The sequence below is a fragment of the Mesorhizobium sp. USDA 3734 genome, assembly GCF_056279665.1.
Window position 1 is genome coordinate 1553698 of sequence record NZ_JBWCCW010000001.1, and the last position, 25068, is coordinate 1578765.

The window sequence follows — 25068 nt, forward strand, 5'->3', positions numbered from 1 at the left end:
CGCCTGCGGTCACGTGCCGGCTTCGGGGCACCAATCACGTCGCCTTGCCGCGACCGCCGCTTCCAGTTCCAGCTCGCCTTCCGAAATGTCGTCGAAGGAGGCGTAGTTCATGTTGTAGAGGCGGGCGTAGAGGCCTTTTCTGGCCATCAGCTGTTCGTGGTTGCCGCTTTCGACGATCTCGCCGTTCTGCAGCACGATGATGCGGTCGGCGCCGCGGATGGTGGCCAGACGGTGGGCGATGACCAGCCCGGTGCGACCTTCCAGCAGTGTTATCAGCGCCTTCTGGATCAGCATCTCTGTATAGGAATCGATGCTGGCCGTGGCTTCGTCGAGCACCAGGATCTTTGCATCCGCCACCAGGGCGCGCGCAAAACTGATCAGCTGGCGCTGGCCGAGCGAGAGGTTGCCGCCGCGCTGCTCGAGTTCGGTGTCGTAGCCGTCGGGCAGGTTCTCGATGAAATCGTGCGCGCCGACGGCCTGCGCTGCGCGCACCACCTCCTCGCGGCTGGCTGATGTCTTGTGGTAGCGGATGTTTTCCAGCACCGAGCCGGAGAACAGGAACGGCTCCTGCAGGACCATGGCTACCTGATCGCCGAGCGAATCCTGGGTCAGGTCACGCACATCGTGGCCGCCGACTAGGACCTCGCCTGACCAGACATCGTAGAAGCGGTGCACCAGCGCCATCGAACTGGATTTGCCCGACCCGGTCGGGCCGACCAGGGCCACGGTCTCGCCCGGATTGACGCGAAAGGAGATGTTCTTCAGCACCGGCTGGTTCGGCCGGTAGCCGAAGGTGACGTTCCTGAACTCGACCGAGCCGTCCATGTCGCGCGACAGCGCCACTGCACCTTGCCTGTCGCTGACGTCGACCGGCACGTCGAGCACTTCGGAGATGCGCTGACCCGAAGCCATGGCGCGCTGCATGACGCTGTACTGCATGGTCAGCGAGCGGATCGGGTCGAAGAAGCGCTGGATATAGAACAGGAACGCCACCATGACGCCGATGTCGAGGCTGTGCGAGAGCACCATCGAACCACCGACGACGATGACCGTCGCCATGGCGATGCCGGTCAGCGTGTCGACGATCGGCACCATCACCTGCGCATATTTCGCCGAGGTCAGATGGGCATTGAGATTGGCCAGCACCTTCTCGTCGTAGAGGTCGAAATTGACGTGCTGGCGCTCCAGGCTCTGCACCGTGCGCACGCCATGGATGCCTTCGGCCAGCGCGCCGTTGGCGATGGAGTTGGTCTCGTGCGCGGCCATGAAGGCGACCTTGGCGCGCGGCAGCCAGAACAGGCGCACGATGAACAGCACCGGCATGGTCGACAGCGTCAGCAGGCCGAGCCGGAAATCGAGCCACAAAAGCACGCTGACGATGCCGAACAACAGCACGATGTCACCCACCGACATGACCGACGTTTCGAGGAATTCCTGCATCGAATTGACGTCGCCCTGCAGGCGCGACATCAGCCGGCCGACCTCGGTCTTGTCCATGAAGCTCAGCGAGACACGCTGCAGGTGGCTGAACATGGCGCGGCGCAGATCGGACAGGACATTCTCGGCCACCTTGCCGACGACGCTTTCCTGCACATAGCTGGCAGCATAGTTGATGAGGATGATCGCTGAGAAAGCGCAGATCGCCGCGATCATCACCGACCGGTCGAGCCTGCCCTCCGTCATGCCGTGGTCGATGGCGTAGCGGATGACCAGCGGGATCGCCAATTGCGTCAGCGTGAACACCAGCACCGCGGCGACTGAGATGAAGATCCGGCCCTGATACGGCTTCACGAAGCTCCAGATGCGCCTGACGATGCGCGGATCGTAGGCCTTGCCGAAAACCTCTTCCTCGTCGCGATGCGAGCCGACGACGGCTTTCGTCGGCCGCCCGCTGGTGTCTTCCTTGTCGTCGTCGGCCTGTGTCGACATCACGCGGCTCCCGCCACGACAGGCCGATCGTCGTCCGGCCGCAGCTGCAAATCGTAGAGCGCGCGGTAGCGGCCACCGAGCGCCAGCAGTTCCTCATGCGTGCCGCGCTCGACGATCCGGCCGCCTTCGACGAACAGGATCTGGTCGGCATGCATCAGCGAGCTCAGCCGGTGCGAGATGATGAGCGTGACGCGATCCTTGGCGAAACGCTTCATCGCCGCCCGGATCCGCTGCTCGGTGCCGGCGTCGATGGCTGCGGTCGAATCATCGAAGATCAGCACCGATGGCCGCAGCATCAGGCTGCGCGCGATGGTCAGGCGCTGCCGCTGGCCGCCGGAAAGCGATGCGCCGCGTTCGCCGACGACCGTGGTATAGCCGGCCGGAAGGCCGATGATGTAGTTGTGCAGCTGGGCGTACTCGGCCGCTTGCCCGATGAGGGTCTCGCGCGCCCAGGGATTGCCGTAGGCGATGTTGTTCTCGATCGAGGTGGTGAACAGGAACGCGTCCTGCTGCACGACGCCGACGGCCTTGCGCAGCGATTGCAGCGTCACCTCACGGATGTCCTGGCCGTCGATGGTGATCGCACCCGAGGTGACGTCGTAGAAGCGCGGGATCAGGTGCGCGATGGTCGACTTGCCGCTGCCCGGTGGGCCGACAAGGCCGATCGTCTCGCCGGATCGGGCCTCGAACGAGATGCCGGACAGCGTCGGGCGGCCGCCCGCGCCCTCATAGCGGAAGCCGACATTGTCGAAGCGCAGCACGCCGTCGGTGACGATGAGGTCCCTGGCGCCGGGCGCGTCCTCGATGTCGAGCTCGGCGTCGAGCAGTTCGAACAGCCGGGTGCCGCAGGTCGAGGCGCGCGCGAAGGAGTTGACCATCAGGCCGAGCTGGCGCACCGGCATCTGCAGGATGGTCATGAAGGTCAGGAACTGGGCCAGCGTGCCGACGCTGATCTGGCCTGCGATCACCTTCTGGCCGCCGAACCAGAGCACCAGCCCCATGGCGGCCAGGAACGAGAAGTTCATGGCGCTGGTGTTCGAGACGCGGATGTCGACGCGCTGATTGGCAAGCTCCAGCGCCGACAGCTTGGCGCGGTCGAATTTTTCGAGCTCATGCCGCTGTGCCGCAAAGGCCCGCACGACGCGGATGCCACCGAGATTCTCGTCCATCACCCGGCTCAGCACCGAGAGGCGCTCCTGCAAAGTCAGCCAGGTGCTGCGCAGTGCCAGCTGAGTGACCGAGGACCGCCAGGCGACGAAGGGCACGAAACTCAGGCTGAGCAGCCCGAGCACGAGATCGGTGCTGATCAAGAGATAGGCGCCGACGCCGATCAGCACGCCGAGCAGCACGACGCGCAGGATGCCGGTGGAAAAGAACATGCGCACGCCGTCGAGATCGAGCAGGCCGAGCGTGATCAGATCGCCGGTGTGGACCCTGTCGTGGTAGGCGAAGCTCAGGCGCTGGATCTTCTCATAGAAGGCCAGCCGAAGTTCATAGCCGGTGCGGTGGCCGACGGCCTCGCCATAGTAGTTCTGCGCCATGGTGAAGAGGCCGCGCAGGATGCTGACGACGAGCAGCGTCAGCGCCGTGTTCCACAGCGCCTGCTCCGCCGCGGCTCCGGCACCCGCGGCCATCACGCCCTGCGCCTGGTCGATGGCGCGCCCCAGCAGGCGCGGAATGAAAAGCTGTAAAGTCGCGGCGATGAAGGTCGAGACGATGGTGATGGCGACCTGCCAGGGATGGCGCAGCGTCATGCGCACGATGCGGAGCAAGGTGCTGAGGCCCTTGCCCCAGGAGGCTTCCGCCACATGGGCAAACGATTTGCCGCGCTCCGGCGCGCCGCCGATTGCTTGCGTGTTCAAGGAAAATATCCAAGCCGATCCGGACGTTAGCCCGGACTAATAAAGCAGACTCAATTCAGATGGTGCGATGTTACGCGTGTCCGAGTTGACCGTTCAAGAGCCAATTCGAGTAGCGCACTGGGCCTGAAAGAAAACGTGCTGTTGTTCGTGTTCGGAGTGCGGGTGAGTCGTCCTCGGCGGTCGGCGAAGCAACACTCTTGTTCGAGATGTTGGCAGGTCCGTTCCGCGCTTGGACAGATGGTTTCGGTTCGGAACAGGACATCTAGAAGCGGGCTCTTCTCTGCTGTTGTCAGCACCAAAGGCGGGGACTCTTCTTTGATTTGAAAACAGAGTATAGATGTCTCGGGCTGTGGTTTCTTTAAATCTGGGGGTTTGTCTATGCGTTTGAAATTGTCCGCGCTCTTGTCGCTGTCTGTCGCCAGCCTCTGCTTGACGTTGATTCAAAGCCGCCCTGCCGGCACGCAGAATATGCAGGCCCAACAGGTGCAAGGCCTGCCGGCCCAACCGGGTGGCGGCGACAGGTTCGACAACCGGCTGTTGCGACCTCGGGAATTTCAGCCGTTACTGGACGATGCGCCAAGGAAACCCATGGGGCTGACCGACTTCACCAAGATCGACAAGACAGGTTTCGACCTGAATAGCGCTTTCATTAAGGGGAAGCAGGATACTTTCGACCTCGAAATCAGATCCTTTAACACAGAATTTGCGCATAAGGCTGTTCCTGACGCGCTTCAGGACAAGTTCGTTGACGTGCTGAAGTCCGGTGGACTCACCGGCAAGGGGCCAGCCGCCTTCTTCGTCGACCCGGCCTCTCCACTGATTTCCAAAAACGAAACCGAGATTGCCGCACTGTCCTACAGTGCGAAGAAACTGATCAATATGGGCGCTTGGGAGGGGTCGTCTTTCCAGAGCCTCTACGGGCGGTTGCTACACGAGAAGGATCCGTTGATCTCGCCCGGCCTGCCCGTGAGTTCTGACCGGGATTTCTTCGAACGGACGCAGGTCTCACTCAGAGGCAATCTCGGCTATGTCGAGCATGTCGTCGTCGATGATTCCAAGTATGATTCCGGCACGCTTTTCACCCCACCTGACCCACTTGGGCCGAAGCTCTTCCCGCCGCCAATCTTTGCTGGCGCGCCGACCGGCCAGTTCTTCCCTCACGTGCAGCCCTACTATTCAGACAAGGGCGGCTTGTTGCCGGGTGTTGGCGTCATCGTGCAGAGGGACAGGCTGACTTGGACTGGCAGTGGCTGGCACCTCGCCACGACCGACATGAACATTCCTTTTGATACTACCGGCACCAAATATCCGCCTTGCGCGGTACCGGAAAGCTTTGTCTACAAATCGCGCGATAAGCCGCGTGTGGATGGCCGGGTGTGTACCGGCTTCCTGCTTGGTGGCGCCGACCATTTGGTCACAGCACGTCACTGCATGCACGATATCAATCTGCCGATTCCCAAGGATATTGAGATCAACCCTTTGCTGGCTTCGGTACGGGCTGATCAATATGCCGTGGTGTTCGGATTCAAATACCTGGAGAACGTTGCTGGCAACTATCTTGCAGTTTACCCGAGGGAAAACGTCTATTTCCTGTCTGAAGCGTCGACATCAATTGAAATAGCCCAGTCCGACATCATCGAACTTCAACTTGACCGGTCAGTGCCAGGTGACATAGCGACGCCTTTCGAGATGGATGAGCGTCCGCTCGACGATGCGTTGCGCCCGCTGCGTCTGACGATCGCGGGTTATGCTGAAGGCCTGCCGATGAATGTAGATTTGGCGGAACCTCAGATTAGCCAGATCAACCAGGACTATTTCGGTACCTTCTTTATCGGTGCCGACAACTACGGCGGTGATTCCGGCGCTCCAGTGTTCGATTCCCAATCCGGTAAGGTGATCGGAATGATGCGGGCAGGGCGGACCGATTTCTCGCTGACCGAACAGCCACCCGGCAACAAATGCTATATTTCGGAGATCACCAAACTGGCGGCGGATTCGCAAGAGGCTGCCCTCCACCTGAAATCGTTCTTCTGAATTGCCAAGGAACGTTTCCGGCAGATTCAGTTGTTCACATCAGCAGCCAATTCGGCTGGTGTCACCGATTGCAACTGGACACCTTCTCGGGTCAACCAGGCAAGAACGTCAGAGTGGCCGACGCTGCTGTAGATGCCGCCACCGCCGCAATGGTCGGTTCCCGCAATGTGGACGACCCCGGCCATCGGCCGTGAGGTGATGCCGACCAGTATGCTTTCCATGGACACGGCAGCAGAGTTGCTTGGATCTTCGGACTGGCGTTTGTGACGAAAGGCAAATACCGGCCCGCCGCTATCGCCACCGCAAGTGTCCACTTTCTTGTCGGTCGTCGCGTCGCGCGCGCCCGAAAGCGCAAATTCCCGAAATGGCTGGCACACGGAAAGTGCGGCCCTACCCGTCGAGCAGTAGAGCGAGAACACCGGTACGAAGCCAATTTTCGGCGGTGTTGGCAAGGTGTTGTTTTCATCGAGGCCGAAGCCGACCACTGCCAGTTTCTCGATCGTTTTCGCGAGCTGCAGGTCAAAGAGATGAGCGACTCTTGGTGCAATGCCCGGGTGCACACGGCCAGCGACGTTCAAAAGCGCCATGTCTCTGCCGGCCTGGGCGGCAGGTGAAGCAGCGCAATAGTAGCCGGGGAAAGGACGCGGGTAACCGACTATGCCTTCGGGCTTGGTCCCGTCGGAAAACATGATCTTGTAGTCGGTGCCGCATGCGCAATGGCCGGCCGTGAGCACTTGGGTTGGCCCTACAACAACCCCGCTGCAGATGTCATGCTCGCCATTGGCGACACGATAGACGATGCGCACGAGCGATTTGAATTCATGCCAGTCAACGACGGCGCCATTGGTAACCTTGATGGTATAGTCCGACCTAGCGGGGTCGAGGCTGTTGGCTTCGTCGGACTGTCCCGACTGCACTGCCATATAGTCGTGCCACACGTCCGCCGCGGCGGCTGGATGCGCCCGAACAAGCGCCGCAAACACCACAAGCAGAAGGGCGAAGCTCCGCCGCATCAGGTCACTGCCCCTGATCGACGATCTGCTGACACAGGGTCAGGCCATCCGGATCAGTGCGGAAACGCTCGTCGAGCATGCAATTGGTGATAGCCGTCGAGCGTGGGCTGACCGGAAGGCCTGCCGGAGTTGCCGCTACCGCCCCCGGCTGAACCACCTCGCCAGCCTCGGCCAACACCGCGGTTCTCGGTGTAATGATGGTCTGTTGCGCGCGTTCGTAATCGTCGATCGCCTTGAGCAACTGCGAGTTGGCGGCGATCAACTTCTGTTCGTTCTGGGCCGTGTTCAGCCGAATGGTCAGCGCCCGCATCGGCACCGAGACAGCGACCTGAACGGCCCGAACGACAACGTCGGCGACAGCGTTCAGTTCGCTCTTCTTGGCGATGGTCACATCATAGGGTACGCCGTTCTCGAACAGGATGTCGGTGACGCGCTCGACGAACATGGAGCGCTTGACCTCCAGCAGAAAGATCGGTGCGCCGTTCGGCAACTGTATGTCGACCGATTTCTGCAGATACCAGGGGAAACGCTTGGTATCGCTCGAAGTCGGATCGTCGCGCTTCATGATCACCAGCGAGTATGTGACCGGTGGCCGATAGAGGATGCCGCGACCGACGAATTTGATCGGATCTACCCTTGCCGCGGCCCCGGCCGGATCCTTCAGGTCGAAGCGCGGTGGTGCGGCTGGGTAGCCGGTGTCAGCGCAGATGTCGTTGGTCCAGGATGGAGCGAAGGCGCTTTGCCGGGCATCGATGAACACGCAATAGCCGATCTTCTTCAGATCGTCGTTCTTCTGCTGCATGTCGGCACGGTCGAAAGGGTCGATTTCGTAGTGGCTGTAGATAGGCTTGGTGCCGCTGGTGACCTTGGAGTCGATATCGACCGAGCGCCCGCCGCCCGCTTTCGCTGCCGCCGCGTCTCCCGCCGCCTCGAGCAGGGAAATGGTGACTTCCTTCGAACGGTCGAGCGCCCGATTGGAGACGCGCAGCAGCGCCTCGTTGTTCTCCTCCTTGTCAATGCCCAGCGTGTCCTCGGCAAAGGGCGAACCGAGATAGTTGAGGCAGAACGGGCCATAGGCGCCGTCGGTCACCCATTTCACCTTGGGCGCGGTCAGCGTGAAGCGGCGTGGTGGCCCATCACTTTCCTCGGCGTCGAAGACGATGATCGCTTTCGGCAGAGAGTAGGCGCTGGCCGAGCCAGCGCAGCTTTGCGCGCCCGCGGCCTCATCGGGCGCATAGGCCGCCGCCGCTCCATCGGTGGAGTATGACTGCGTGTCGAGCACTGCCGAGCACGCTGGCAGCGCCATTAAGGTGCAAAGGACGAAAAGGCGGCGGACAAGACGACTGACCATGGTCAGCCCCCACTCGCGGGCGGGTTTTCGAAGTTGTTGAACGAGGCGTTGAAATAGCTTGTGAACGTGCTTTTCGGATCGTCGGTCTTCAGGCCCTTGCAGATGGTATCGATCTCCGTCGTGCTCACTGTCGCCGTCGGCTCAGGCACCGCAGGTAGCGTCGCCACCTGTGAAGCCGCGTCGGTTTTGCCGAGCACAACGCCATCCTTGGCGGTGGTGCTGTTCTGGCCTGCGAGTTCCGCGATTTTTGCAGCGTTGCGCTCAAGCTGAGCCTGCCTCAACTGGATCAGACGGTTTTGCATATCGATCACGGATTTTTCCGCCGCGTAGACTTCCTGACTCTTGTTGATCAGGGCGATCTCGGCACTGATCGTGGCCGAGGGCAGTTGCACGAGATCACTGACCAGTTCCAGCACCGGCGTGATGGCGCCCTTGACCTCCGACCCCTTCAGCAGGCACACGGTCTTCAGCCGGCCATTGTCGAAGATGACCGCGGTCTTTTTCTGGGCGAACATCGCCCGATTGATGCGCAGTGCCAGCACCGGTGAGATGTTTTCCATTTCGATATAGACAGTTTTGCCAATGCGCCATTCGCCACTACCCTGTGGATCCGGATTGACGAAGATGGTGACCGGATAAGCAATCCGCGGTCGGTAGTAGAGGCCTTCGATGTGGCGGATGGATGCATCGCGGATCGCCTGGGCTCCCGCCATCCTGGGCGAGGGATGCGCCGCCTCCACTTCGACAGGATTGTCGCAATAGTGCGTGGCATCGATGGCGCTGTCGAAGGAGTAGTCGGCGACCGCCACGCAGAAACCATAGCGGCGCAGCGACTTGTTCCATTGCGCTACCGAGGCGGCGTCGAACGGATCGATGCTCGGCTCCAGCACCGGCGACCAGTCAGATTCCGACACGTCGGTAGCCGAACGTCCGCTAATGTAGCCGTTGCCACCGCTGAGGTAGATAAAAATCGCCCTGATCACCTTGGTCAGGATGACGCCTGACATGTCGACCGAATGGGAAGCGACAAGATTAAGCAGTCCGGACGAAGCCCTGTTCCTGATCGCGCCGATGGTGCTGCCGGTGTCGGCGACCAGCGTGGTGCGCCTGACTTGCACCTTGTCGTCGGCGAACCAGTTTTCCATGAAGTCGAGGCAGAAGGAGTAGCGCTGCGGATCGTCCGCCACCTTGATGTCGGTGACATCCCTGAGAACGCTAATGCCGCTCGTCTTGTTTTGAAGCACCGTTAAAAGGAGCTTGGTCTTCGGCAGCGTGTAGCTGCCCAGCGAGCTTTCGCATTTGTGCTCGACGACAGGGAAATAGGCGCTCGTCGGGTCGTAGACCGGGCTGGTGGCAACGACGCTGCAGGCTGCAACCAGCATAAGACCGATCAGGCCGGACGCGGCCACGCACGCTCCCACGAGCGGGTATCGCCTGCGGGGTGACTGTGGGGCCATCACTTCGGAATCTTGGCGCACGCGATCTCCATTTCCCTGCTCTGGATCACGACCGGTCGAGGTAGCCTTTTGGACAAGAGGGCGCCGTGCGGCGCGGTGACGTTGCGCGTCCAGGTATCTTCGTCGCCTTTCTGGCAGTCATAGGAGATGAAGGCGCCGCGATCCCGTTTCTCGACAAAGGGAGCCGGATCGTAGCCGCACAGCGTCGTCTCGAACCCGTCAGGCAAGGTACAGCTTGGCTGTGCCTCACAAGCCTTGCGCACGGCGGCGGTGGCGTCACAGATGCGATTCGATGAGCCGGAACCGCGTATGTCGCCATAGTAGGCGTAGAAGACGTGCACGCGCGGGATGGCCACAGCCGTGATTTTGTCGATCTCGCCGCGTAGTGTCTTCAGCGTGTCGATCGTGGTCGCTTTATCCTTGAGGAGGGCTTCGGCGATGGCGGCGTCAGTGAGTTGCGGCCACGCCATCTTGATCGTTGCCGTCAGCTTGTCGGCATTGTCCTTGACGTTCTTCAGCAAGTCCTGGTCGCCGTAGAGCAGCGGGCCAAGCGCGACCCACATGGCCTTTGCCGAGGAATTGATGGCGGAGTCCTGAAACAGGGCGGAGTATTTTGCGTTGCCGGCGAAAGCCTGGATCCGGGCAATGTGGCCGGTTAGCTCATCCCCGGTAAAAAACGAAACTTTCGAGATTATGGTGCCCGCGAGTTTGCTCAGCTCAACATCCGAGCCCACCTGGTCGAGGACCAGCAACCGATTCATCTCCTTGATGACTTCCGGCAGCAATTTGGCCGGGGTTTTCGCCAGCTTCGCTTCAAAGTTGGTCGAAGACAGGCTGTTCAGCTTCTCTTGCACCTCTTCTGGCAGAGGAATTTCAGGGTAATCATGCTGAAAAGTCTTGATGTAAAGCTTCGATTGCTGAAGCATTCTTGCAGAAATCGCTGACCTGTTGGCTGCGATTGGTCGATGTGTCCGCACAGGTTGCCGCGGCCGCCCCGTGCGATGCCATAGCTATGCAAGCTGCCACCAGAGCAGCAGGTAAAGCATCCAAGTATTTCAAGAATCAGCCCCACCTGTTTCCGACTAAAGATTACACAAGACCCGTGGCCCATGTGAGTGGATAAGATGATTGCTGATAAAGTTTTCTGTGGAAAATGCAGCCATGGGCAAGCGGCAGCATTTGCCAGTCACCTGTCTGGACAAATTTTTTGGGGGCACGATTGAAGCAAACCTCGAAACGCCCGCTCAACGAGACTGTCTCAGAAGGTGTTGATGTTTGGGGGGAAATGCTATGTTAGACTATCGATTTGAGGTTGGTGCGAGCTGATCTGGTTGTCCGGCTTAATAGCTGGTGAGCCGCTCAAAAACCCTGGCCGCGCCGCCAGCAGGCGATCCGGTGGCCGGCTGCGACCTCCATGGCTGATGGTTCCGCCTTTCGGCAGTCGGGCAGGACCAGGGGGCAGCGGTCGGCGAAGGAGCATCCCGTGTTCGGGACAGCTGTAGCCTCGATCTCGGCTGGAGCAGATAGTTTCGGCGCGGCCTCATCGGAAGATGCCGCCAGAAGCAGAGCGGTATAGGGGTGGTTGGGGCCGCGAAAAATCTGGTCGGATGAGCCGGTCTCGACGAGGCGGCCGCGATAGAGCACGCCGATCCTGTCGGCCATGTAGCGCACGACCCTGAGGTCGTGGCTGATGAACAGATAGGTCGTGTCCTTGTCGCGCTGCAGGTCGTTGAGCAGGTTGAGAACGGTCGCCTGGACGGAGACGTCGAGTGCCGAGGTGGGTTCGTCGAGCACGACGACCTTCGGCACGCCGGCGAAGGCGCGTGCGATGGCGGCCCGCTGCCGCTGGCCGCCGGACAGCGATCGCGACTTCTGCTCGGCCGTGCTGCCGGCGAGGCGAACCGATTGCAGCAGGTCGCTGACGCGGGCTCTCACCTCACCGCTGCGCAGGCCGGCGAGCCGCCGCAGCGGGCGGCCGAGGATCCGGCCGATCCGCTGGCGCGGGTTGAGCGTGCGATCCGGCGACTGGAAGACCATCTGCACGTCGCGGCGCTCGGCAAGGTTCCTTTTTTCGACGCGCGGCGCGACCGTCCTGCCGAACAGCTCGACCGATCCGGCGTCAGGCGTCTGCAGGCCGGTGACGATCCGTGCCAGGGTCGATTTCCCGGAGCCGGATTCGCCGATCAGCCCGAAGGTCTCGCCCTGGCCGATGTCGAGATCGATATCGTTCAGTGCTGGCTGGCTGCCGAAGGCATGGCTGATGCCTTTGCAGGCGATCGCGATCGAGCGTTCTTTCGGCGCGCCGGCGTCTTCATCCCGGACAGCCGGGTGCGGTGGCAGATCGGGTCTACCGGTCTCCGCCAGCCTTCCGTCCCGCTTGGTGTAGTTGAGCGCGGGGATCGAGGCGATGAGCGCCTTGGTGTAGGCGTGAGAGGGGTTGTCGAAGACATCGCCGGCGCCGCCGCTTTCAACCACGGTGCCCTCCTGCATCACGGCCACCCGGTCGCAGGAGCGGCGGATCATGTGGATGTCGTGGCTGATCAGCAGGATGCTGGTTTTGTGATCCTTGCGCAGGTCATGCAGGATGGCGATGATCTCGGACTGGACGCTGGCATCCAGCGCCGTCGTCGGCTCGTCCAGCACCAGCAGCGACGGGTCGAGCGCAATCGCGATGGCGATGTTGGCGCGTTGCTGCATGCCGCCGGAGAGTTCGTGCGGATAGAGCCCCAGCACCCGTTCCGGATGGCTGACGCGGACACGGCCGAGCAGTTCTGCGGCGCGCTCGCGCGCCTCGTCGAGGCGAACCGGGCGATGCCGCATGATCGTCTCGGTGATCTGGCGGCCGATCGTCATGCTTGGATTGAGGGCCGCGCCGGGGTGCTGATAGACGGCGGCGATGCGATTTCCCCTGAGCCGGCGCAGCTGCTCGGTGGAGAGGTCGCGGATTTCCCGGCCCTGGAATTCAAGCGCTGACGCCGCGATGCGGGCGTTCTTCGGCAGATAGCGCAGGATGGCGAGCGCCACCGAGCTTTTGCCCGATCCCGACTCGCCGACCAGACCGAGCGCTTCGCCTTCGCCGATGTGCAGCGACACGCCGCTGACGGCGGGATGCGATCCCTTGCGCCCGTCATAGGCGATGGACAGCTGGTCTACGTTTAGAACCGAGGAGGACATGGGACTTGAAACCACTTTCTTCGAGCGCCGCCATCGAGGGCAATCGCTTCCGCTTTCGCAATGCATTATCTCTATAAAATTACTCGAATTAAGCTGGAGCGCAATCTACCTTTCTCGGATCGGGAGAGATTGTCGCCGCTTGCCGAGGCAGCGTGACGGTCTCCGGAGCAGATCTGGAAGGAGGCCGGCATGGCTCGAGACCACATGATCCTCAGCGCATTCTTCTTCAACCCGCAGGGCGATCATCGGATGTCGTGGCGCCATCCGCGGGCGCCGGGCCGGGACGTGCTGGATTTCGAGTTCTACCGCGATCTCGTGCAGGCGGCGGAACGCGCCAGGATCGACACGATCTTCGTGGCCGACCACGTGTCGATCTGGGATTCGGTCAAGAGCGGCGTCGCCCACTATGCCAATGCCCGCCTCGAACCGCTGACGCTGCTGTCGGCGCTGGCCGGCGTGACCAAACACATCGGCCTGATCACCACGGCGTCGAGCTCCTACAGCGAGCCCTACAATGTGGCGCGCATGTTTGCCTCGCTCGACCATATCAGCAAGGGCAGGGCGTCGTGGAACGTCGTCACCTCGGCCATGGACGAGGAGGCGCGCAATTTCGGCCGCGACGGCAATATCGAACATGCGTTCCGCTATGAGCGCGCTGCCGAATTCCTCGATATCGTCAAGGCGCTGTGGGACAGCTGGGAAGACGAGGGGCTGCTGATCGACAAGGCGTCAGGCTATTTCGCCGACCCCGACAAGGTCCATCCCATCGATCACAAGGGCAAGCATTTCAAGGTGCGCGGGCCGCTCAACGTCTCGCGGCCGCCACAGGGCCATCCGCTGATCGTCCAGGCCGGATCGTCCGAGGACGGCAAGAACTTCGCCACCGCCCAGGCCGATGCGCACTTCGCTATCTACAGCACCAAGGAGGATGGCATCAGATATCGTCAGGATATCAACGAGCGTCTCGCCCGCCACGGCAGGCGGCCGGAGAGCTTCAAGATCCTGCCCGGCATCCTGCCGATCGTCGCGGCTTCCGAAGCGGAAGGAAGGGAAAAGCAGGAATATCTGCAGACCCTGCTTCCCGATCAGGTCGGCATCGACCTTCTGTCCAGCTGGAGCGGGCTGGACCTGTCGGTGTTCCCGCCGGACGGGCCGCTGCCGCCGCTGCCGGACGAAAGCACCTTCAATGGCGGGCGCACGTCGCTCAACCGGGTCAAGCAGTGGGCGAAGCAGAATCTCAGCCTGCGCGAGATCGCCCGCAAGCTCGCCAACAGCGGTTCGGTGCCGACCGTCGCCGGCACGCCGAAGCAGATCGCCGACCAGTTGCAGGACTGGTTCGTTTCGGGTGCAGCCGACGGCTTCAACCTGATGTTCCCGCTGCTGCCCGAGGACTGGGTGAACTTCGCCGAACAGGTGGTGCCGGAGCTGCAGCGCCGCGGCGTGTTCCCGACCGAATACGCGCCGGGAACGCTGCGCGACCGCTTCGGCCTGGCGCGGCCCGCCAACCGCTTCGCCGACCAGCGCGACAACACGCGCGCCGTGTCCTGACCGGGAGAACAATCATGACCGTCGCTCCAAGATTGCAGCCGCGCGAAGCGACCACCCCGCAGCTCGTCAATGTCCTGCACAGCCCCAAGCGCGTGCGCGTCAAATTCGGCGGCCGCACCATCGCCGACAGCCGCAACGTGCTGGTGCTGCGCTCCAACCATTTCCTGCCGATCTATTTCTTCCCGCCGTCAGCGGTCGACCCATCGGTGCTGAAACCCTCGCTGCATCGCGAACCGCATCCGGTTGGTGGCGAGACCGCCTATTGGGATATCGACAGCGGCGACAGGCGCAGCGCCAACGCCGCCTGGTCATTCGTGTCACCGCCGGATGAAAACCTGTCGCCGCTGGCCGGCCGCATCGCCTTCACCTGGAAGGCCGTCGACCAATGGTTCGAGGAGGAAGAGGAAGTCTTTGTCCATGCCCGCGACCCCTATGCACGCATCGATGTGCTGCAAAGCTCCAGCCACGTGCAGATCTGGTTCGACGGCGAGCCGATCGCCGACAGCCACCGCCCTGTGCTGCTGTTCGAGACGCATCTGCCGACGCGTTTCTATCTGCCCGCGGAAGACGTCCGTCTGGAGCGGCTGACAGCGTCCGTCACAACGACGCGATGTCCCTACAAGGGCATCGCCTCCTACTGGTCGGGCCTGCTGAGCGACGGAACGGTGCGCCCGGACATCGCCTGGAGCTACCGCGATCCCGTAGAGGAAATGCCCAAGATCAAAGGGCTTATCGCCTTCTATCCGCAGGCTGTCGACCGCATCCATCTCGACGGCGAACCCGTCGCATAGCTTTTCAATCTTCATTTCAGAGCAGGGGTTTAACATGACCAAACGCAGAGATATCGACGCACTTCGCAACCTGTCGGGGGACATCTGGAATGTCGCCGTCGACGAATATCAGGGCGGCTTTCTCAAGCGCCGCGATCTCCTGAAATATGCCGCACTGCTCGGCCTGACCGGCTTTGCCGCCTCGCAGGGGCTGGGAGGCGCGCGCGCCGCGGCTGCCGCCGGCGGCACGGTGCGTGTCGGGCTCGGCCAGCCGACCAAGGCGATCGATCCGGTTTCGGTCACCGATCCAGCCAGCATCGGGGTGATCAGCCAGGTCGGCGAATATCTGATCCTCGACGATCCGAAGGACGGTCTGCAGCCGAAGCTCGCTCTGTCCTGGGAGGCCAACGAGACGGCCAGCCGCTGGACCTTCAAATTGCGGCCAGGGGTGAAATTCCACGATGGCCGTGCGGTCACCGCCAAAGACGTGGTGGCGAGCTTCGAGCGGCTGGTCGACCCGGCCAGCGGCTCATCGGCCTTGTCGGCCTACAAGGGCATCCTGTCCAAGGGCGGCGCCAAGCTGGTCGACGACGAAACCGTCGCCTTCGATCTCGATGGTCCGAACAGCAACTTCCCGTTCTATGTCTCGTCAGACGTCTACAATGCCGTCATCCTGCCGGCCGACTATGCCGGTGATTTCGAGAAGAGCTTCAACGGCACTGGTCCGTTCAAGCTCGAATCCTTCCGTCCCAAGCAAGGCGCGAGCTTCGTTCGCAACCCGGACTATTGGGGGGACAAGGCGCTGCCCGACCGCGTCGAGATCAAGTTCTTCGACGATGAGCAGGCGCAGGTGCTGGCCTTGCAGGCCGGCCAGCTCGACGTCATCCCGAGCACGACGCGCCTGGAACTGGCGATCGAGGGCAATCCCAACTTCAAGCTGCTCAGCGTGCAGGCAAGTTCGCATGACCAGGTGCATCTCAGAACCGACCAGGCGCCGTTCACCGACAAGCGCATCCGCCGCGCGCTGGCGCTCACCATCGACCGTGAGGCGGTGGTCAAGGGCCTGCTCAAGGGCCGCGCCATTGTCGGCAACGACACCCCGTTCGCGCCGATCTTCCCTTCGGCCGATCCATCGGTGCCGCAGCGCAAGCAGGACATTGCCGAGGCCAAGCGCCTGCTTGGCGAGGCCGGCGTGCCGAACGGCTTCGAGGTGACGCTGACCACCGAACGCGCCTATGACATTCCCGACTATGCGGTGATCATCCAGAACTTCGCCAAGAAGGCCGGCATCGACGTCAAGCTCAATGTCCTGCCGCAGGACGCCTATTACGGCTCGGCGACCTTCGGCAGCTCACCATGGCTCGATTCGGTGCTCGGCATCACCGACTACGGCCATCGCGGCACGCCCGACATCTTCCTCAACGCGACGCTGAAGAGTTCGGGAGCCTGGAACGCGGCGCATTTCAACAACCCGGCCTATGATGCGCTGCTGCTCGACTACTCGAAGGCGCGCGACCTGCAGGCACAGCGCCTGGTTGCCGGCAAGATCCAGACCTTGCTGCTCGACGAGACGCCAGCGATCATCAGCTACTTCTCGCAATACAGCCGGATCGTCAGCTCGAAGGTCGAGGGCGTGCGCTTCACCGCGATCTCGCATCTGCTGCTCGATCGCGTTTCCTTCGTCCAGGCATGATCGCGACATGCTGACCGGCCGCATTCTGTCAGCGCGTGTGGGCACGCTTGTCCTCACGCTGTGGCTGGTCAGCATCCTGGTGTTCTTCGCCGGGCAGGTTTTGCCCGGCGATGTCGGCCGTGTGATGCTCGGTCCCTTTGCCGATGCGCAGGCGGTGGCGGAACTGAACAAGCGGCTCGGCGCCGACCAGCCGGTTCTCGTCCAGTATTGGCTCTGGTTCAGCAAGGCCGTCACCGGCGATTTCGGCACCTCACTGTCGATGCGCGGGCCGGTGGCGCCGTTCGTGCTGGAAAGCCTCAAGCGCTCCGCGGCCCTTGCCGGCATTATCTTGATTTTTCTCGTTCCGCTCGGGGTCGGTGCCGGCGTCGTCGCCGGTCTCAATGCCGGCCGCCTCATCGACCGGCTGATCGTGATGGCGGGTGTTTCCTTCGGCATCGTTCCGGATTTCGTTTCCGGCCTGATGCTGCTCATCGTTTTCGGCCTGTGGCTGAACTGGTTCCCGATCTCGGGTGTCGCGCCCGATGGCGCGGGCTTCTGGACGCATGGCTATTATCTGATCCTGCCGGCGCTGCCGCTGGTGCTGAACCTTGCCGGCTACATCGCCCGGATGACGCGGGCAGGGGTGATCGAGGCGATGGCCGCCGATTACACGCGCACCGCCGTCCTGAAAGGGCTCGAGCGGCGCGAGATCATCTTTCGACATGTGCTGCGCAATGCGCTGACGCCGACCATCGCGGTGCTGGCGACGCAGACCGGATACATGCTTGGCGGGCTAGTGGTGATCGAGGCGCTGTTCGGCATCCAGGGACTTGGCAATCTGGTTCTGAACGCGGCCAGGGCGCGTGACTTCCCGATGCTCGAGGCCGGCGTGCTGGTGATGGCGGCGATCTTCGTGCTGTCGGCGGCGGCGGGTGACCTCGTGCTGGCCCTGCTCGATCCGCGGCAACGCCGCCGGACCTCGCCATGACGGATCTTGCGGAGTTTCCCGCACCGCGGCGCGCCGTGGTTGGCTTTCCGGCAGTGCGCCGAATCCGCAGTGCTTTCTCCGAAATGCCCCTATCGGTCGTGGTCGGATCGCTGCTGCTGCTGTTCTGGGTCGCCTGCGCGCTGTTCGGCAACCTCTTCGTTCCATACGATCCCTATGCCGAGGATTTCCTCGCCATGCTGACGCCGCCCGACGCGCTGCACTGGTTCGGCACCGATCAGCTCGGCCGCGACGTCCTGTCGCGCATTATCGTCGGATCACGCGACATCCTGCTGGTTGCGCCGCTGGCCACACTTGCCGGCGTTACCGCCGGCAGCATCATCGGCCTGGTGCTCGGCTATTTCGACGGCCTGGTCGATGCCATCGGGGCGCGGCTGCTCGATACGCTGATGGCGTTTCCTTTCATCGTTCTCGTCACCATGACGCTGGTGGCGATCGGACCGTCGAACCTGACCGTCATCTTGGTGATCGGCATCGCCTACGCGCCGCTGGTGGCGCGCACCGTCCGCGCCGCCGTGCGCGAGCAGAAGGAGCGCGACTATGTCAGCGCCGCCCGGCTCGGCGGCGAGGGCGCGCTTGCCATCATGTTCCTGGAGATCCTGCCCAACATCAGGGAAACGATCCTGATCGAGCTCGTCACAAGGCTGGGCTACGCGTTCTTCTCGATCGCGACGCTGAGCTTTCTCGGTCTCGGCATCCAGCCGCCATCGGCCGACTGGGGGCTGGCCGTCGCCGACGGCTACGGCTTCCTGACCGGCGGCAAATGGTGGGTCGTCATCTTCAATTCCGCGGCAATCGTCTCGCTGGTCATGGCGACCAACCTGATCGCGCAAGGCATCGGCGCCTTCGAGAACAGCGATGCATGAGCCTTGATCGGGCGTGCCGAAAATCTCTTTTGCATTGAAGCCTGACGCGCATCCTTATATCGCATGGCTATGAAGAAAATCGGTTTCCTGTCATTCGGGCACTGGACGCCCTCGTCGCAATCGCAAGTGCGCTCGGCTTCGGACGCGCTTTTGCAATCCATCGATCTCGCCGTCGCGGCCGAGCAGCTGGGCGCGGACGGGGCGTATTTCCGCGTGCATCATTTCGCCCGCCAGCTCGCTTCGCCATTCCCGCTGCTGGCGGCCGTCGGCGCCAGGACCAGCCGCATCGAGATCGGCACCGCCGTCATCGACATGCGCTACGAGAATCCGCTCTATATGGCCGAGGATGCGGGCGCGGCCGACATCATCGCCGGCGGCCGCCTGCAGCTTGGCATCAGCCGTGGCTCGCCCGAGCAGGTGATCGATGGCTGGCGCCATTTCGGCTACGCGCCGCCGGAAGGCAAAAGCGACGCCGACATGGCAAGGCACCACGCCGAGGTCTTCCTCGAGACGCTGCGCGGCGAGGGGTTCGCGCAGCCGAATCCACGGCCAATGTTCCCTAACCCACCCGGCCTCTTGCGCATCGAGCCGTATTCGGAGGGTTTGCGCGAGCGGATCTGGTGGGGTGCGGCCACCAACGCCACGTCGGAATGGGCGGCGAAGCTCGGCATGAACCTGCAAAGCTCGACGCTCAAATTCGACGAGAGCGGCAAGCCGTTCCACATCCAGCAAGCCGAGCAGATCCGCATCTATCGCGAGGCCTGGAAAGCGGCCGGCCACAGTCGCGAGCCGCGCGTCTCGGTCAGCCGCAGCATCTTTGCGCTGGTCGACGATCGCGACCGTGCCTATTTCGGGCGCGGCAATGAGAGCCGCGACCAGATCGGCTACATCGAGGAGAACACCAAGGCGATCTTCGGGCGCAGCTACGCGGCCGAGCCGGATGTGCTGATCAAGGAACTGGCGCAGGACGAGGCGATCGCCGAGGCAGATACGCTGCTGCTCACCGTTCCGAACCAGCTCGGCGTCGATTACAATGCGCATGTCATCGAGGCGATCCTGACCCATGTCGCGCCGGCGCTGGGCTGGCGCTGACGCCGGATCGATCGAGGCGACGTTCCAGGGAGGTACACCATGCCAAAGAAGGCCCTGATTGCCTGGGGTGGCTGGGAAGGCCATACACCGGAGCAGAGCGCGAAGATCGTTCGCACGCTGCTTGAGCGCAATGGGTTCGACGTGACGCTCGGCGAAGGCACGGCGATGTTCGCCGATCCGCAGCTTGCTTCCTTCGATCTCATCGTGCCAGTCATCACGATGTCGACGATCGAGAAGGCCGAACTGCAGAACCTGACACTTGCCGTTCGCGGGGGCAGCGGGCTCGGTGGTTTCCACGGCACGATGGGTGACAGTTTTCGCAACGAAACCGACTATCAGTTCATGACCGGCGGCCAGTGGGTCGCGCATCCCGGCGACATCATCGACTACACGGTCGCCGTCACCCGGCCTGATGATCCGATCATGTCGGGCATCGGCGATTTCGCCTACCGATCGGAGCAATATTACATGCATGTCGACCCGAGCAACGAGGTGCTGGCCACGACCACCTTTACGGACGCGCATTTCCCGGGGATAGGCGGCGTTATCATGCCGGTCGTCTGGAAGCGCCGCTATGGTGCGGGAAAGGTCTTCTACAGCGCACTCGGACACAATGCCGATGAGTTCGCGGTTCCGGAAATGGCCTTGATTGTCGAGCGCGGCCTTGTCTGGGCTGCCCGCTAGATTCTGAGGACACGAGCATGACCGTACCGGTGAGGGACTTGCCGCTGCACACGCCCATCGACGGCCGGCACCGCAAGATGCTGATCGACGGCGCCTGGTGCGACGCGCTCAGCGGCCGGACCTTCGAGACGCGCAACCCGGCGACCGGCGCCGTGATCGGCACCGTGCCGCTCTCCGATTCCCGTGACATCGACCTCGCCGTGGCCGCCGCCCGGCGCGCCTTCGACGGGCCTTGGAGCCGGTTCAAGCCCTATGAGCGCCAGGTGTTGTTGTTGAAGATCGCCGACCTGATGGAGCGCCATTGGGAGGAGATCGCGCTTTCGGACACCACGGATATGGGAATGCCCATCGTGCGCACGCTGGCCAACAAGAACCGGGTGCTGGGCATGCTGCGCTTTTATGCCGGCATGGCGACGTCGATCCACGGCCACACGATCAGCAATTCGCTGCCGGGCGAGATCATCTCCTACACGCGCAAGGAGCCGGTCGGCATCGTCGGCGCGATCATTCCTTGGAATGCGCCGACCGCCGCCTCGATCTGGAAGATCGGCCCGGCGCTGGCGACCGGCTGCACCATCGTGCTGAAGCCTTCCGAGGAAGCGCCGCTGACGCCGCTTTTGATCGGCGCGCTGATGATGGAGGCCGGTGTGCCGCCCGGCGTCGTCAATATCGTCACCGGTACCGGTGCGGAGGCCGGCGCGCCGCTTGCCGCACATATGGATGTCGACAAGATCGTCTTCACGGGCTCGACAGTGACCGGCCAGAACATCCTGCGCGCCTCGGCCGGCAACATGAAGCGGGTTTCACTGGAGCTCGGCGGCAAGTCACCGGTCATCGTCTGCACTGATGCCGATCTCGAACGCGCCGTGCCGATCGCGGCAATGTCGGTGTTCGCCAATTCCGGCCAGATCTGCATCGCCGGCTCGCGGCTGTTCGTCGAACGGCCGATCCATGACGAATTCGTCGAGCGGGTCTCGGCCTATGCGGCAAAACTCAGGATCGGCGACGGCGCCGACCCCGCGACCGAGATCGGACCGCTGATTTCGCTGAGGCAGCTCGAACGCGTCGCGGGTTTCATCGAGGACGGCACCAGGCAAGGCGCAAGGCTGGTCACCGGCGGCACGCGCATCACCGAAGGCGCGCTCGGCGCCGGCAACTTCATCACGCCGAGCGTCTTTTCCGGCGTCACCGACGACATGCGCATCGCCCGGGAGGAAATCTTCGGCCCGGTCATCTCGGCGCTGCCCTTCGACACGCTGGACGAAGTGGTGCGGCGCGGCAACGACACGCCCTATGGGCTGGGCGCCGGCGTGTTCACCCGAGATCTCGGCAAGGCGCACCAGCTGGCCAACCGCCTGCGCGCCGGCTCGGTCTGGGTCAACACCTACCACGCCATCGACCCGGCGGTGCCTTTTGGCGGCTACAAGATGAGCGGCTACGGACGTGAGGGCGGGGCCGAGCATCTCGACGAATATCTCAACACAAAGGGCGTGTGGATTCGCACGGATTGAGAGGGGTCGTCTGGCGACGTTTTGACGATGGGGTAATCCAAGGACGGAGAAAATCATGGATTCCAGGGAAAGCTGGTCCGCATCCGAAAAGAAGATCGCACGCCACGCCTTCGACGCGGCACTTGAGGTGGCGCTCGCAAGGACGATGGCCGAATTCAAAAGCAAGGCCAACGCCGCGACGCTCCCCGGCGAGATGTGGGAGGTCGAAGACTATTTGCGTGAACGGCGGCGGGAGATCGACCGGACGTTCGACTACCGCTACTCCCAGCTTCTGTACGTCTTCGCGGGTCTCATTCGGGCAGGCTATCTCGACGAAGGCCTGCTTGCCGGCCTGTCGCAGGACAAGCGGGACGCCATTCGCCGGGATATTGCTTTTGCCGAGAGCCGCTGAGTCTCAAGGGCGCAGGAAAGGCAAGATGGCGCTCTACGGCGCCCCCCTCTGTCCTACCGGACATCTCCCCCACGAGGGGGGAGATTGGCTGTCACCACGGCTTTCGCCAATTTTCAACATTGCAGAAGAGAGCCGACGCCGAAGCTGCCAATCTCCCCACCTGTGGGGGAGATGTCCGGCAGGACAGAGGGGGGCGCGAAGGAACTCGACGTTTGTTGCTGGACTCTTCCCGCTCCGCTCACCCGATGCCGCCAGTGACCGCATAAGTACCTGCGGTGCGCCCATCCTCCAGCCGCACTACCGCCGTCGCGATCGAGCCATACGGACCGCGCCAGACACTGTGGAGCCGCTGATGCTCTGCGGCCGGGACGAGCGTGCGACCGCTGAAGCGCGCGCCGCTTCGCTGCAGCGCGACGGCCTCTCCGTTGACATGCACCTGGATGCTGGCCGTCTCGGCTCCCTCACCAGGCAGGTCGAGCGTGATGACGATCTCGTCCTGATCGCCGGAAGGCCGGGTCTCGGCGGCAAGCACTATTGCAAGCGGAGGCGCCTTGCTGTTCCCGGCGTCGGGGCGGCAGGAAAAGACATCGCCGGGCAGTTCGGGCGTGCGCGGCGGGCGGGTGCGGCGGTGGGTGGAGCGTTCGTAGTCGCCGGCCATGCACAGCAGCCTTTCGTCGTCATAGGCCTTGCCGGCGAAGGTCAGGCCGACCGGCATGCCGATGTCGGCCATGGTGCCCATCGGCACGGTGACGGTCGGGATGCCGAAATGACGCCAGACCAGATTGCCGTTGGCGACCCAGGTGCCGTTGCGCCAGGCAAGCGCGGCGGATGCCTCGTTGATGTCGGCATCGGCCGGGCCGACATCGGCGGCGGCGGGCAGCACCACGGCGTCGATGCCTTGCGCGTCCAGCCAGTCCTCGAAATCGATCCGCCTCGTCGTTTCCAGTCCCTTGAGGCCGTCCGCAAGCGTTGGAATATCCAGCACAGGCGTGAGGCCTGATCGCGCGCGTTCGACATACTCTCTCAGGTCGAAGCCGCCCTCATAGCGATCGGGCAGCGTGCCCGGCGGCTGCGGGAAGATTTTTGGGCCGTCGACCGAGACGAGATCGGGCAAAGCCGGGTCGGCATTGGCGCGCAGGAAATCGTCCCAGCCCCAGATGCAGAGATCCCAGAGCTCGCGCTCGGCGAAATCTTCCGGCACCAGCCCACGCTCGACCATGCTGCGTGCGCCGGGGCGGTCGCGTTCGTAGTTGGAGACGACGGGAAAATCGACCTCGACCACCTCGGCGCCAAGCCGGGTGAGATCGGCCGCTGCCTGCTTCCACAAGGTGAGCACCGAGGCGCGGGTTTCGATCTGCGCATCGGCCTCGCTGTCGCGGCCGATATACATTCTGGGCACGCCGAGCCGCTTGCCTTTCAGCGAGCCGGCAAGTGTCAGGTCAGCGTAGCGCGGCGGCCGCACGTCGGCGCTTTTCGGCAGCTCTACCCAGGGCTGCGCGCGCCAGAAATCGCCTCGCGTCTCGGGATCGTCGGCGACGATCACGTCGAGCAACTCCAACATGTCGGGCATGGTCCGCGCGTGCGGCACCACGACATCCATGGTCGGCACCAGTGGCCAGTTGCCGCGTACCGAAATGACGCCGCGCGACGGCGTATAAGCGACCAGCGCGTTGTTGGTGGCCGGGGCCCGGCCGGAAGACCAGGTTTCCTCGCCGAGCCCGAAGGCGCAGAAGCTGGCTGCCGTCGCCGTACCGGAGCCGTTGGACGAGCCGGACGCGAAGGCGGCGGTCAGGTAATCGGCATTGTAGGGGCTTTCGGCGCGGCCATAGACGCCGCGCTGCATGCCGCCATTGGCCATTGGCGGCATGTTGGTGAGGCCGACCAGCACCGCGCCGCCGGCGCGCAGCCGGGCGATGGTGAAGGCGTCCTCATTGGCAATGAGATGTTCGACGGCCGGCGAGCCGGCGGCCACCGTCAGGCCTGACACCTTGTAGCTGTCCTTGGCGGTGTAGGGGATGCCATCGAGCGGCCCGAGCACCGTGCCGTTGCGCCGCCGCTGGTCGGAAGCGGCGGCCTCCTCGAACATCGCTGGATTGAGCACCGGGACGGCGTTGAGGGCGATGCCGTGGCGGTCGAAATGCGCGATGCGCCTGAGATAGGCCCCGACCAGTTCGACGCTGGTGACGGTGCCATCGTCGAGCGCGCGGCGCAGTTGGTCGATCGTCGCTTCGACGAGATGAAGGCCGGCATCGTTCATCACTGGTTCCAGGCTGTCGTTTCCACGCACCATGGATGAGCAAGCCCGCAGGCTTCGGCAAGAGCCTATCGCGGTCTTCGTTGGAACTTTTGTCCGGCTGGCGATTTTGGATGTATGGTATAATTCCGGAATGGCCAGGAGGGTGTTGCCGATGACCACGAAATGCGTTGCGATCCTAGCTCTCGCTCTGGCAATGGGCTCAAGCTTGTGCGCCCCGGCCTTCGCTGGCGACCGGCATCACGACCGCCGGGTCCAATCCGAACGCTACGTTCCCGCCGATGGCGATCTCATCGACGTCCTGTTCGGCGGACCGCGCTACTACGATCAGCAGTTGGTCACGACGGCGGCCGGCGCGTGCTCCTACCATCGGGTCGGACCGGACGCGAATGCGTTGAACAAGATCAACGATCATCACTGCGGGAAGTAGGGCAGTAGGGCAGTAGGCTTCGCC

19 protein-coding genes are annotated in these 25068 nt (G+C 63.0%); 11 read left to right on the forward strand and 8 right to left on the reverse strand.

What is annotated here, in order from left to right; all coding sequences use genetic code 11:
* Window positions 1-9: 9 nt before the first annotated feature.
* Window positions 10-1929: an ABC transporter ATP-binding protein gene (locus ACZ89F_RS07335; protein WP_476091078.1), complete on the reverse strand. Its 1920-nt coding sequence runs from the start codon at window positions 1927-1929 to the stop codon at window positions 10-12.
* Entirely contained in the window at window positions 1929-3791 is a 1863-nt protein-coding gene (locus ACZ89F_RS07340) for an ABC transporter ATP-binding protein (protein WP_476091079.1), read from the reverse strand. The genes ACZ89F_RS07335 and ACZ89F_RS07340 overlap by 1 nt, the downstream gene beginning before the upstream one ends.
* A gap of 378 nt (window positions 3792-4169) precedes the next feature.
* Here ACZ89F_RS07340 and ACZ89F_RS07345 point away from each other — a divergent pair, with 378 nt between their 5' ends.
* On the forward strand, window positions 4170-5825 hold the full coding sequence (locus ACZ89F_RS07345) for a trypsin-like serine peptidase (protein ID WP_476091080.1): 1656 nt from the start codon (window positions 4170-4172) through the stop codon (window positions 5823-5825).
* Between the two features lie 26 nt (window positions 5826-5851).
* Here ACZ89F_RS07345 and ACZ89F_RS07350 read toward each other — a convergent pair whose 3' ends face one another.
* The 5 genes from ACZ89F_RS07350 to ACZ89F_RS07370 form a co-directional block, all read right to left on the reverse strand.
* Entirely contained in the window at window positions 5852-6838 is a 987-nt protein-coding gene (locus ACZ89F_RS07350) for a trypsin-like serine protease (protein WP_476091081.1), read from the reverse strand.
* Between the two features lie 4 nt (window positions 6839-6842).
* Window positions 6843-8189: a hypothetical protein gene (locus ACZ89F_RS07355; protein ID WP_476091082.1), complete on the reverse strand. Its 1347-nt coding sequence runs from the start codon at window positions 8187-8189 to the stop codon at window positions 6843-6845.
* A gap of 2 nt (window positions 8190-8191) precedes the next feature.
* Window positions 8192-9598, reverse strand: coding sequence for a hypothetical protein (locus ACZ89F_RS07360; RefSeq protein ID WP_476091083.1), 1407 nt, complete (start codon window positions 9596-9598; stop codon window positions 8192-8194).
* 47 nt (window positions 9599-9645) lie between these two features.
* The gene (locus tag ACZ89F_RS07365) at window positions 9646-10572 is read right to left on the reverse strand and encodes a hypothetical protein (protein ID WP_476091084.1); all 927 of its coding nucleotides are present in this window, start codon (window positions 10570-10572) and stop codon (window positions 9646-9648) included.
* A gap of 433 nt (window positions 10573-11005) precedes the next feature.
* A complete protein-coding gene (locus ACZ89F_RS07370) occupies window positions 11006-12820 on the reverse strand; it encodes a dipeptide ABC transporter ATP-binding protein (RefSeq protein WP_476091085.1) in 1815 nt (604 codons plus the stop codon).
* Between the two features lie 189 nt (window positions 12821-13009).
* Here ACZ89F_RS07370 and ACZ89F_RS07375 point away from each other — a divergent pair, with 189 nt between their 5' ends.
* The 9 genes from ACZ89F_RS07375 to ACZ89F_RS07415 all read left to right on the forward strand — a co-directional run bounded on the left by ACZ89F_RS07375 (window position 13010) and on the right by ACZ89F_RS07415 (window position 22360).
* Window positions 13010-14368, forward strand: a complete 1359-nt coding sequence (locus tag ACZ89F_RS07375; protein WP_476091086.1) for an LLM class flavin-dependent oxidoreductase — start codon at window positions 13010-13012, stop codon at window positions 14366-14368.
* A gap of 14 nt (window positions 14369-14382) precedes the next feature.
* Window positions 14383-15159: a DUF427 domain-containing protein gene (locus tag ACZ89F_RS07380; RefSeq protein WP_476091087.1), complete on the forward strand. Its 777-nt coding sequence runs from the start codon at window positions 14383-14385 to the stop codon at window positions 15157-15159.
* Window positions 15160-15193: 34 nt separating this feature from the next.
* Window positions 15194-16831, forward strand: a complete 1638-nt coding sequence (locus ACZ89F_RS07385; RefSeq protein WP_476091088.1) for an ABC transporter substrate-binding protein — start codon at window positions 15194-15196, stop codon at window positions 16829-16831.
* 7 nt (window positions 16832-16838) lie between these two features.
* Window positions 16839-17798: an ABC transporter permease gene (locus ACZ89F_RS07390; RefSeq protein ID WP_476091089.1), complete on the forward strand. Its 960-nt coding sequence runs from the start codon at window positions 16839-16841 to the stop codon at window positions 17796-17798.
* The gene (locus ACZ89F_RS07395) at window positions 17795-18682 is read left to right on the forward strand and encodes an ABC transporter permease (RefSeq protein ID WP_476091090.1); all 888 of its coding nucleotides are present in this window, start codon (window positions 17795-17797) and stop codon (window positions 18680-18682) included. The genes ACZ89F_RS07390 and ACZ89F_RS07395 overlap by 4 nt, the downstream gene beginning before the upstream one ends.
* Window positions 18683-18751: 69 nt before the next feature.
* Complete coding sequence (locus ACZ89F_RS07400; protein ID WP_476097235.1) at window positions 18752-19774, forward strand: LLM class flavin-dependent oxidoreductase; 1023 nt, start codon at window positions 18752-18754, stop codon at window positions 19772-19774.
* Window positions 19775-19813: 39 nt separating this feature from the next.
* A complete protein-coding gene (locus ACZ89F_RS07405) occupies window positions 19814-20458 on the forward strand; it encodes a ThuA domain-containing protein (RefSeq protein ID WP_476091091.1) in 645 nt (214 codons plus the stop codon).
* 17 nt (window positions 20459-20475) lie between these two features.
* The gene (locus ACZ89F_RS07410; protein WP_476091092.1) at window positions 20476-21969 is read left to right on the forward strand and encodes an aldehyde dehydrogenase family protein; all 1494 of its coding nucleotides are present in this window, start codon (window positions 20476-20478) and stop codon (window positions 21967-21969) included.
* Between the two features lie 55 nt (window positions 21970-22024).
* Complete coding sequence (locus tag ACZ89F_RS07415) at window positions 22025-22360, forward strand: hypothetical protein (RefSeq protein WP_476091093.1); 336 nt, start codon at window positions 22025-22027, stop codon at window positions 22358-22360.
* Between the two features lie 238 nt (window positions 22361-22598).
* Here ACZ89F_RS07415 and ACZ89F_RS07420 read toward each other — a convergent pair whose 3' ends face one another.
* The gene (locus ACZ89F_RS07420; protein ID WP_476091094.1) at window positions 22599-24617 is read right to left on the reverse strand and encodes an amidase; all 2019 of its coding nucleotides are present in this window, start codon (window positions 24615-24617) and stop codon (window positions 22599-22601) included.
* 151 nt (window positions 24618-24768) lie between these two features.
* Here ACZ89F_RS07420 and ACZ89F_RS07425 point away from each other — a divergent pair, with 151 nt between their 5' ends.
* Window positions 24769-25044 (forward strand): hypothetical protein, encoded by a 276-nt coding sequence (locus tag ACZ89F_RS07425; RefSeq protein WP_476091095.1) that lies wholly within the window; start codon window positions 24769-24771, stop codon window positions 25042-25044.
* Window positions 25045-25068 lie beyond the last annotated feature (24 nt).

Coding starts and splice junctions, on each gene's coding strand:
- ACZ89F_RS07400 (WP_476097235.1), top strand. CDS start 18,752: ATGAAGAAAATCGGTTTCCTGTCATTCGGGCACTGGACGCCCTCGTCG.
- ACZ89F_RS07375 (WP_476091086.1), top strand. CDS start 13,010: ATGGCTCGAGACCACATGATCCTCAGCGCATTCTTCTTCAACCCGCAG.
- ACZ89F_RS07350 (WP_476091081.1), bottom strand. CDS start 6,838: ATGCGGCGGAGCTTCGCCCTTCTGCTTGTGGTGTTTGCGGCGCTTGTT.
- ACZ89F_RS07425 (WP_476091095.1), top strand. CDS start 24,769: ATGACCACGAAATGCGTTGCGATCCTAGCTCTCGCTCTGGCAATGGGC.
- ACZ89F_RS07355 (WP_476091082.1), bottom strand. CDS start 8,189: ATGGTCAGTCGTCTTGTCCGCCGCCTTTTCGTCCTTTGCACCTTAATG.
- ACZ89F_RS07405 (WP_476091091.1), top strand. CDS start 19,814: ATGCCAAAGAAGGCCCTGATTGCCTGGGGTGGCTGGGAAGGCCATACA.
- ACZ89F_RS07420 (WP_476091094.1), bottom strand. CDS start 24,617: ATGAACGATGCCGGCCTTCATCTCGTCGAAGCGACGATCGACCAACTG.
- ACZ89F_RS07390 (WP_476091089.1), top strand. CDS start 16,839: ATGCTGACCGGCCGCATTCTGTCAGCGCGTGTGGGCACGCTTGTCCTC.
- ACZ89F_RS07385 (WP_476091088.1), top strand. CDS start 15,194: ATGACCAAACGCAGAGATATCGACGCACTTCGCAACCTGTCGGGGGAC.
- ACZ89F_RS07410 (WP_476091092.1), top strand. CDS start 20,476: ATGACCGTACCGGTGAGGGACTTGCCGCTGCACACGCCCATCGACGGC.
- ACZ89F_RS07395 (WP_476091090.1), top strand. CDS start 17,795: ATGACGGATCTTGCGGAGTTTCCCGCACCGCGGCGCGCCGTGGTTGGC.
- ACZ89F_RS07365 (WP_476091084.1), bottom strand. CDS start 10,572: ATGCTTCAGCAATCGAAGCTTTACATCAAGACTTTTCAGCATGATTAC.
- ACZ89F_RS07380 (WP_476091087.1), top strand. CDS start 14,383: ATGACCGTCGCTCCAAGATTGCAGCCGCGCGAAGCGACCACCCCGCAG.
- ACZ89F_RS07370 (WP_476091085.1), bottom strand. CDS start 12,820: ATGTCCTCCTCGGTTCTAAACGTAGACCAGCTGTCCATCGCCTATGAC.
- ACZ89F_RS07415 (WP_476091093.1), top strand. CDS start 22,025: ATGGATTCCAGGGAAAGCTGGTCCGCATCCGAAAAGAAGATCGCACGC.
- ACZ89F_RS07345 (WP_476091080.1), top strand. CDS start 4,170: ATGCGTTTGAAATTGTCCGCGCTCTTGTCGCTGTCTGTCGCCAGCCTC.
- ACZ89F_RS07335 (WP_476091078.1), bottom strand. CDS start 1,929: ATGTCGACACAGGCCGACGACGACAAGGAAGACACCAGCGGGCGGCCG.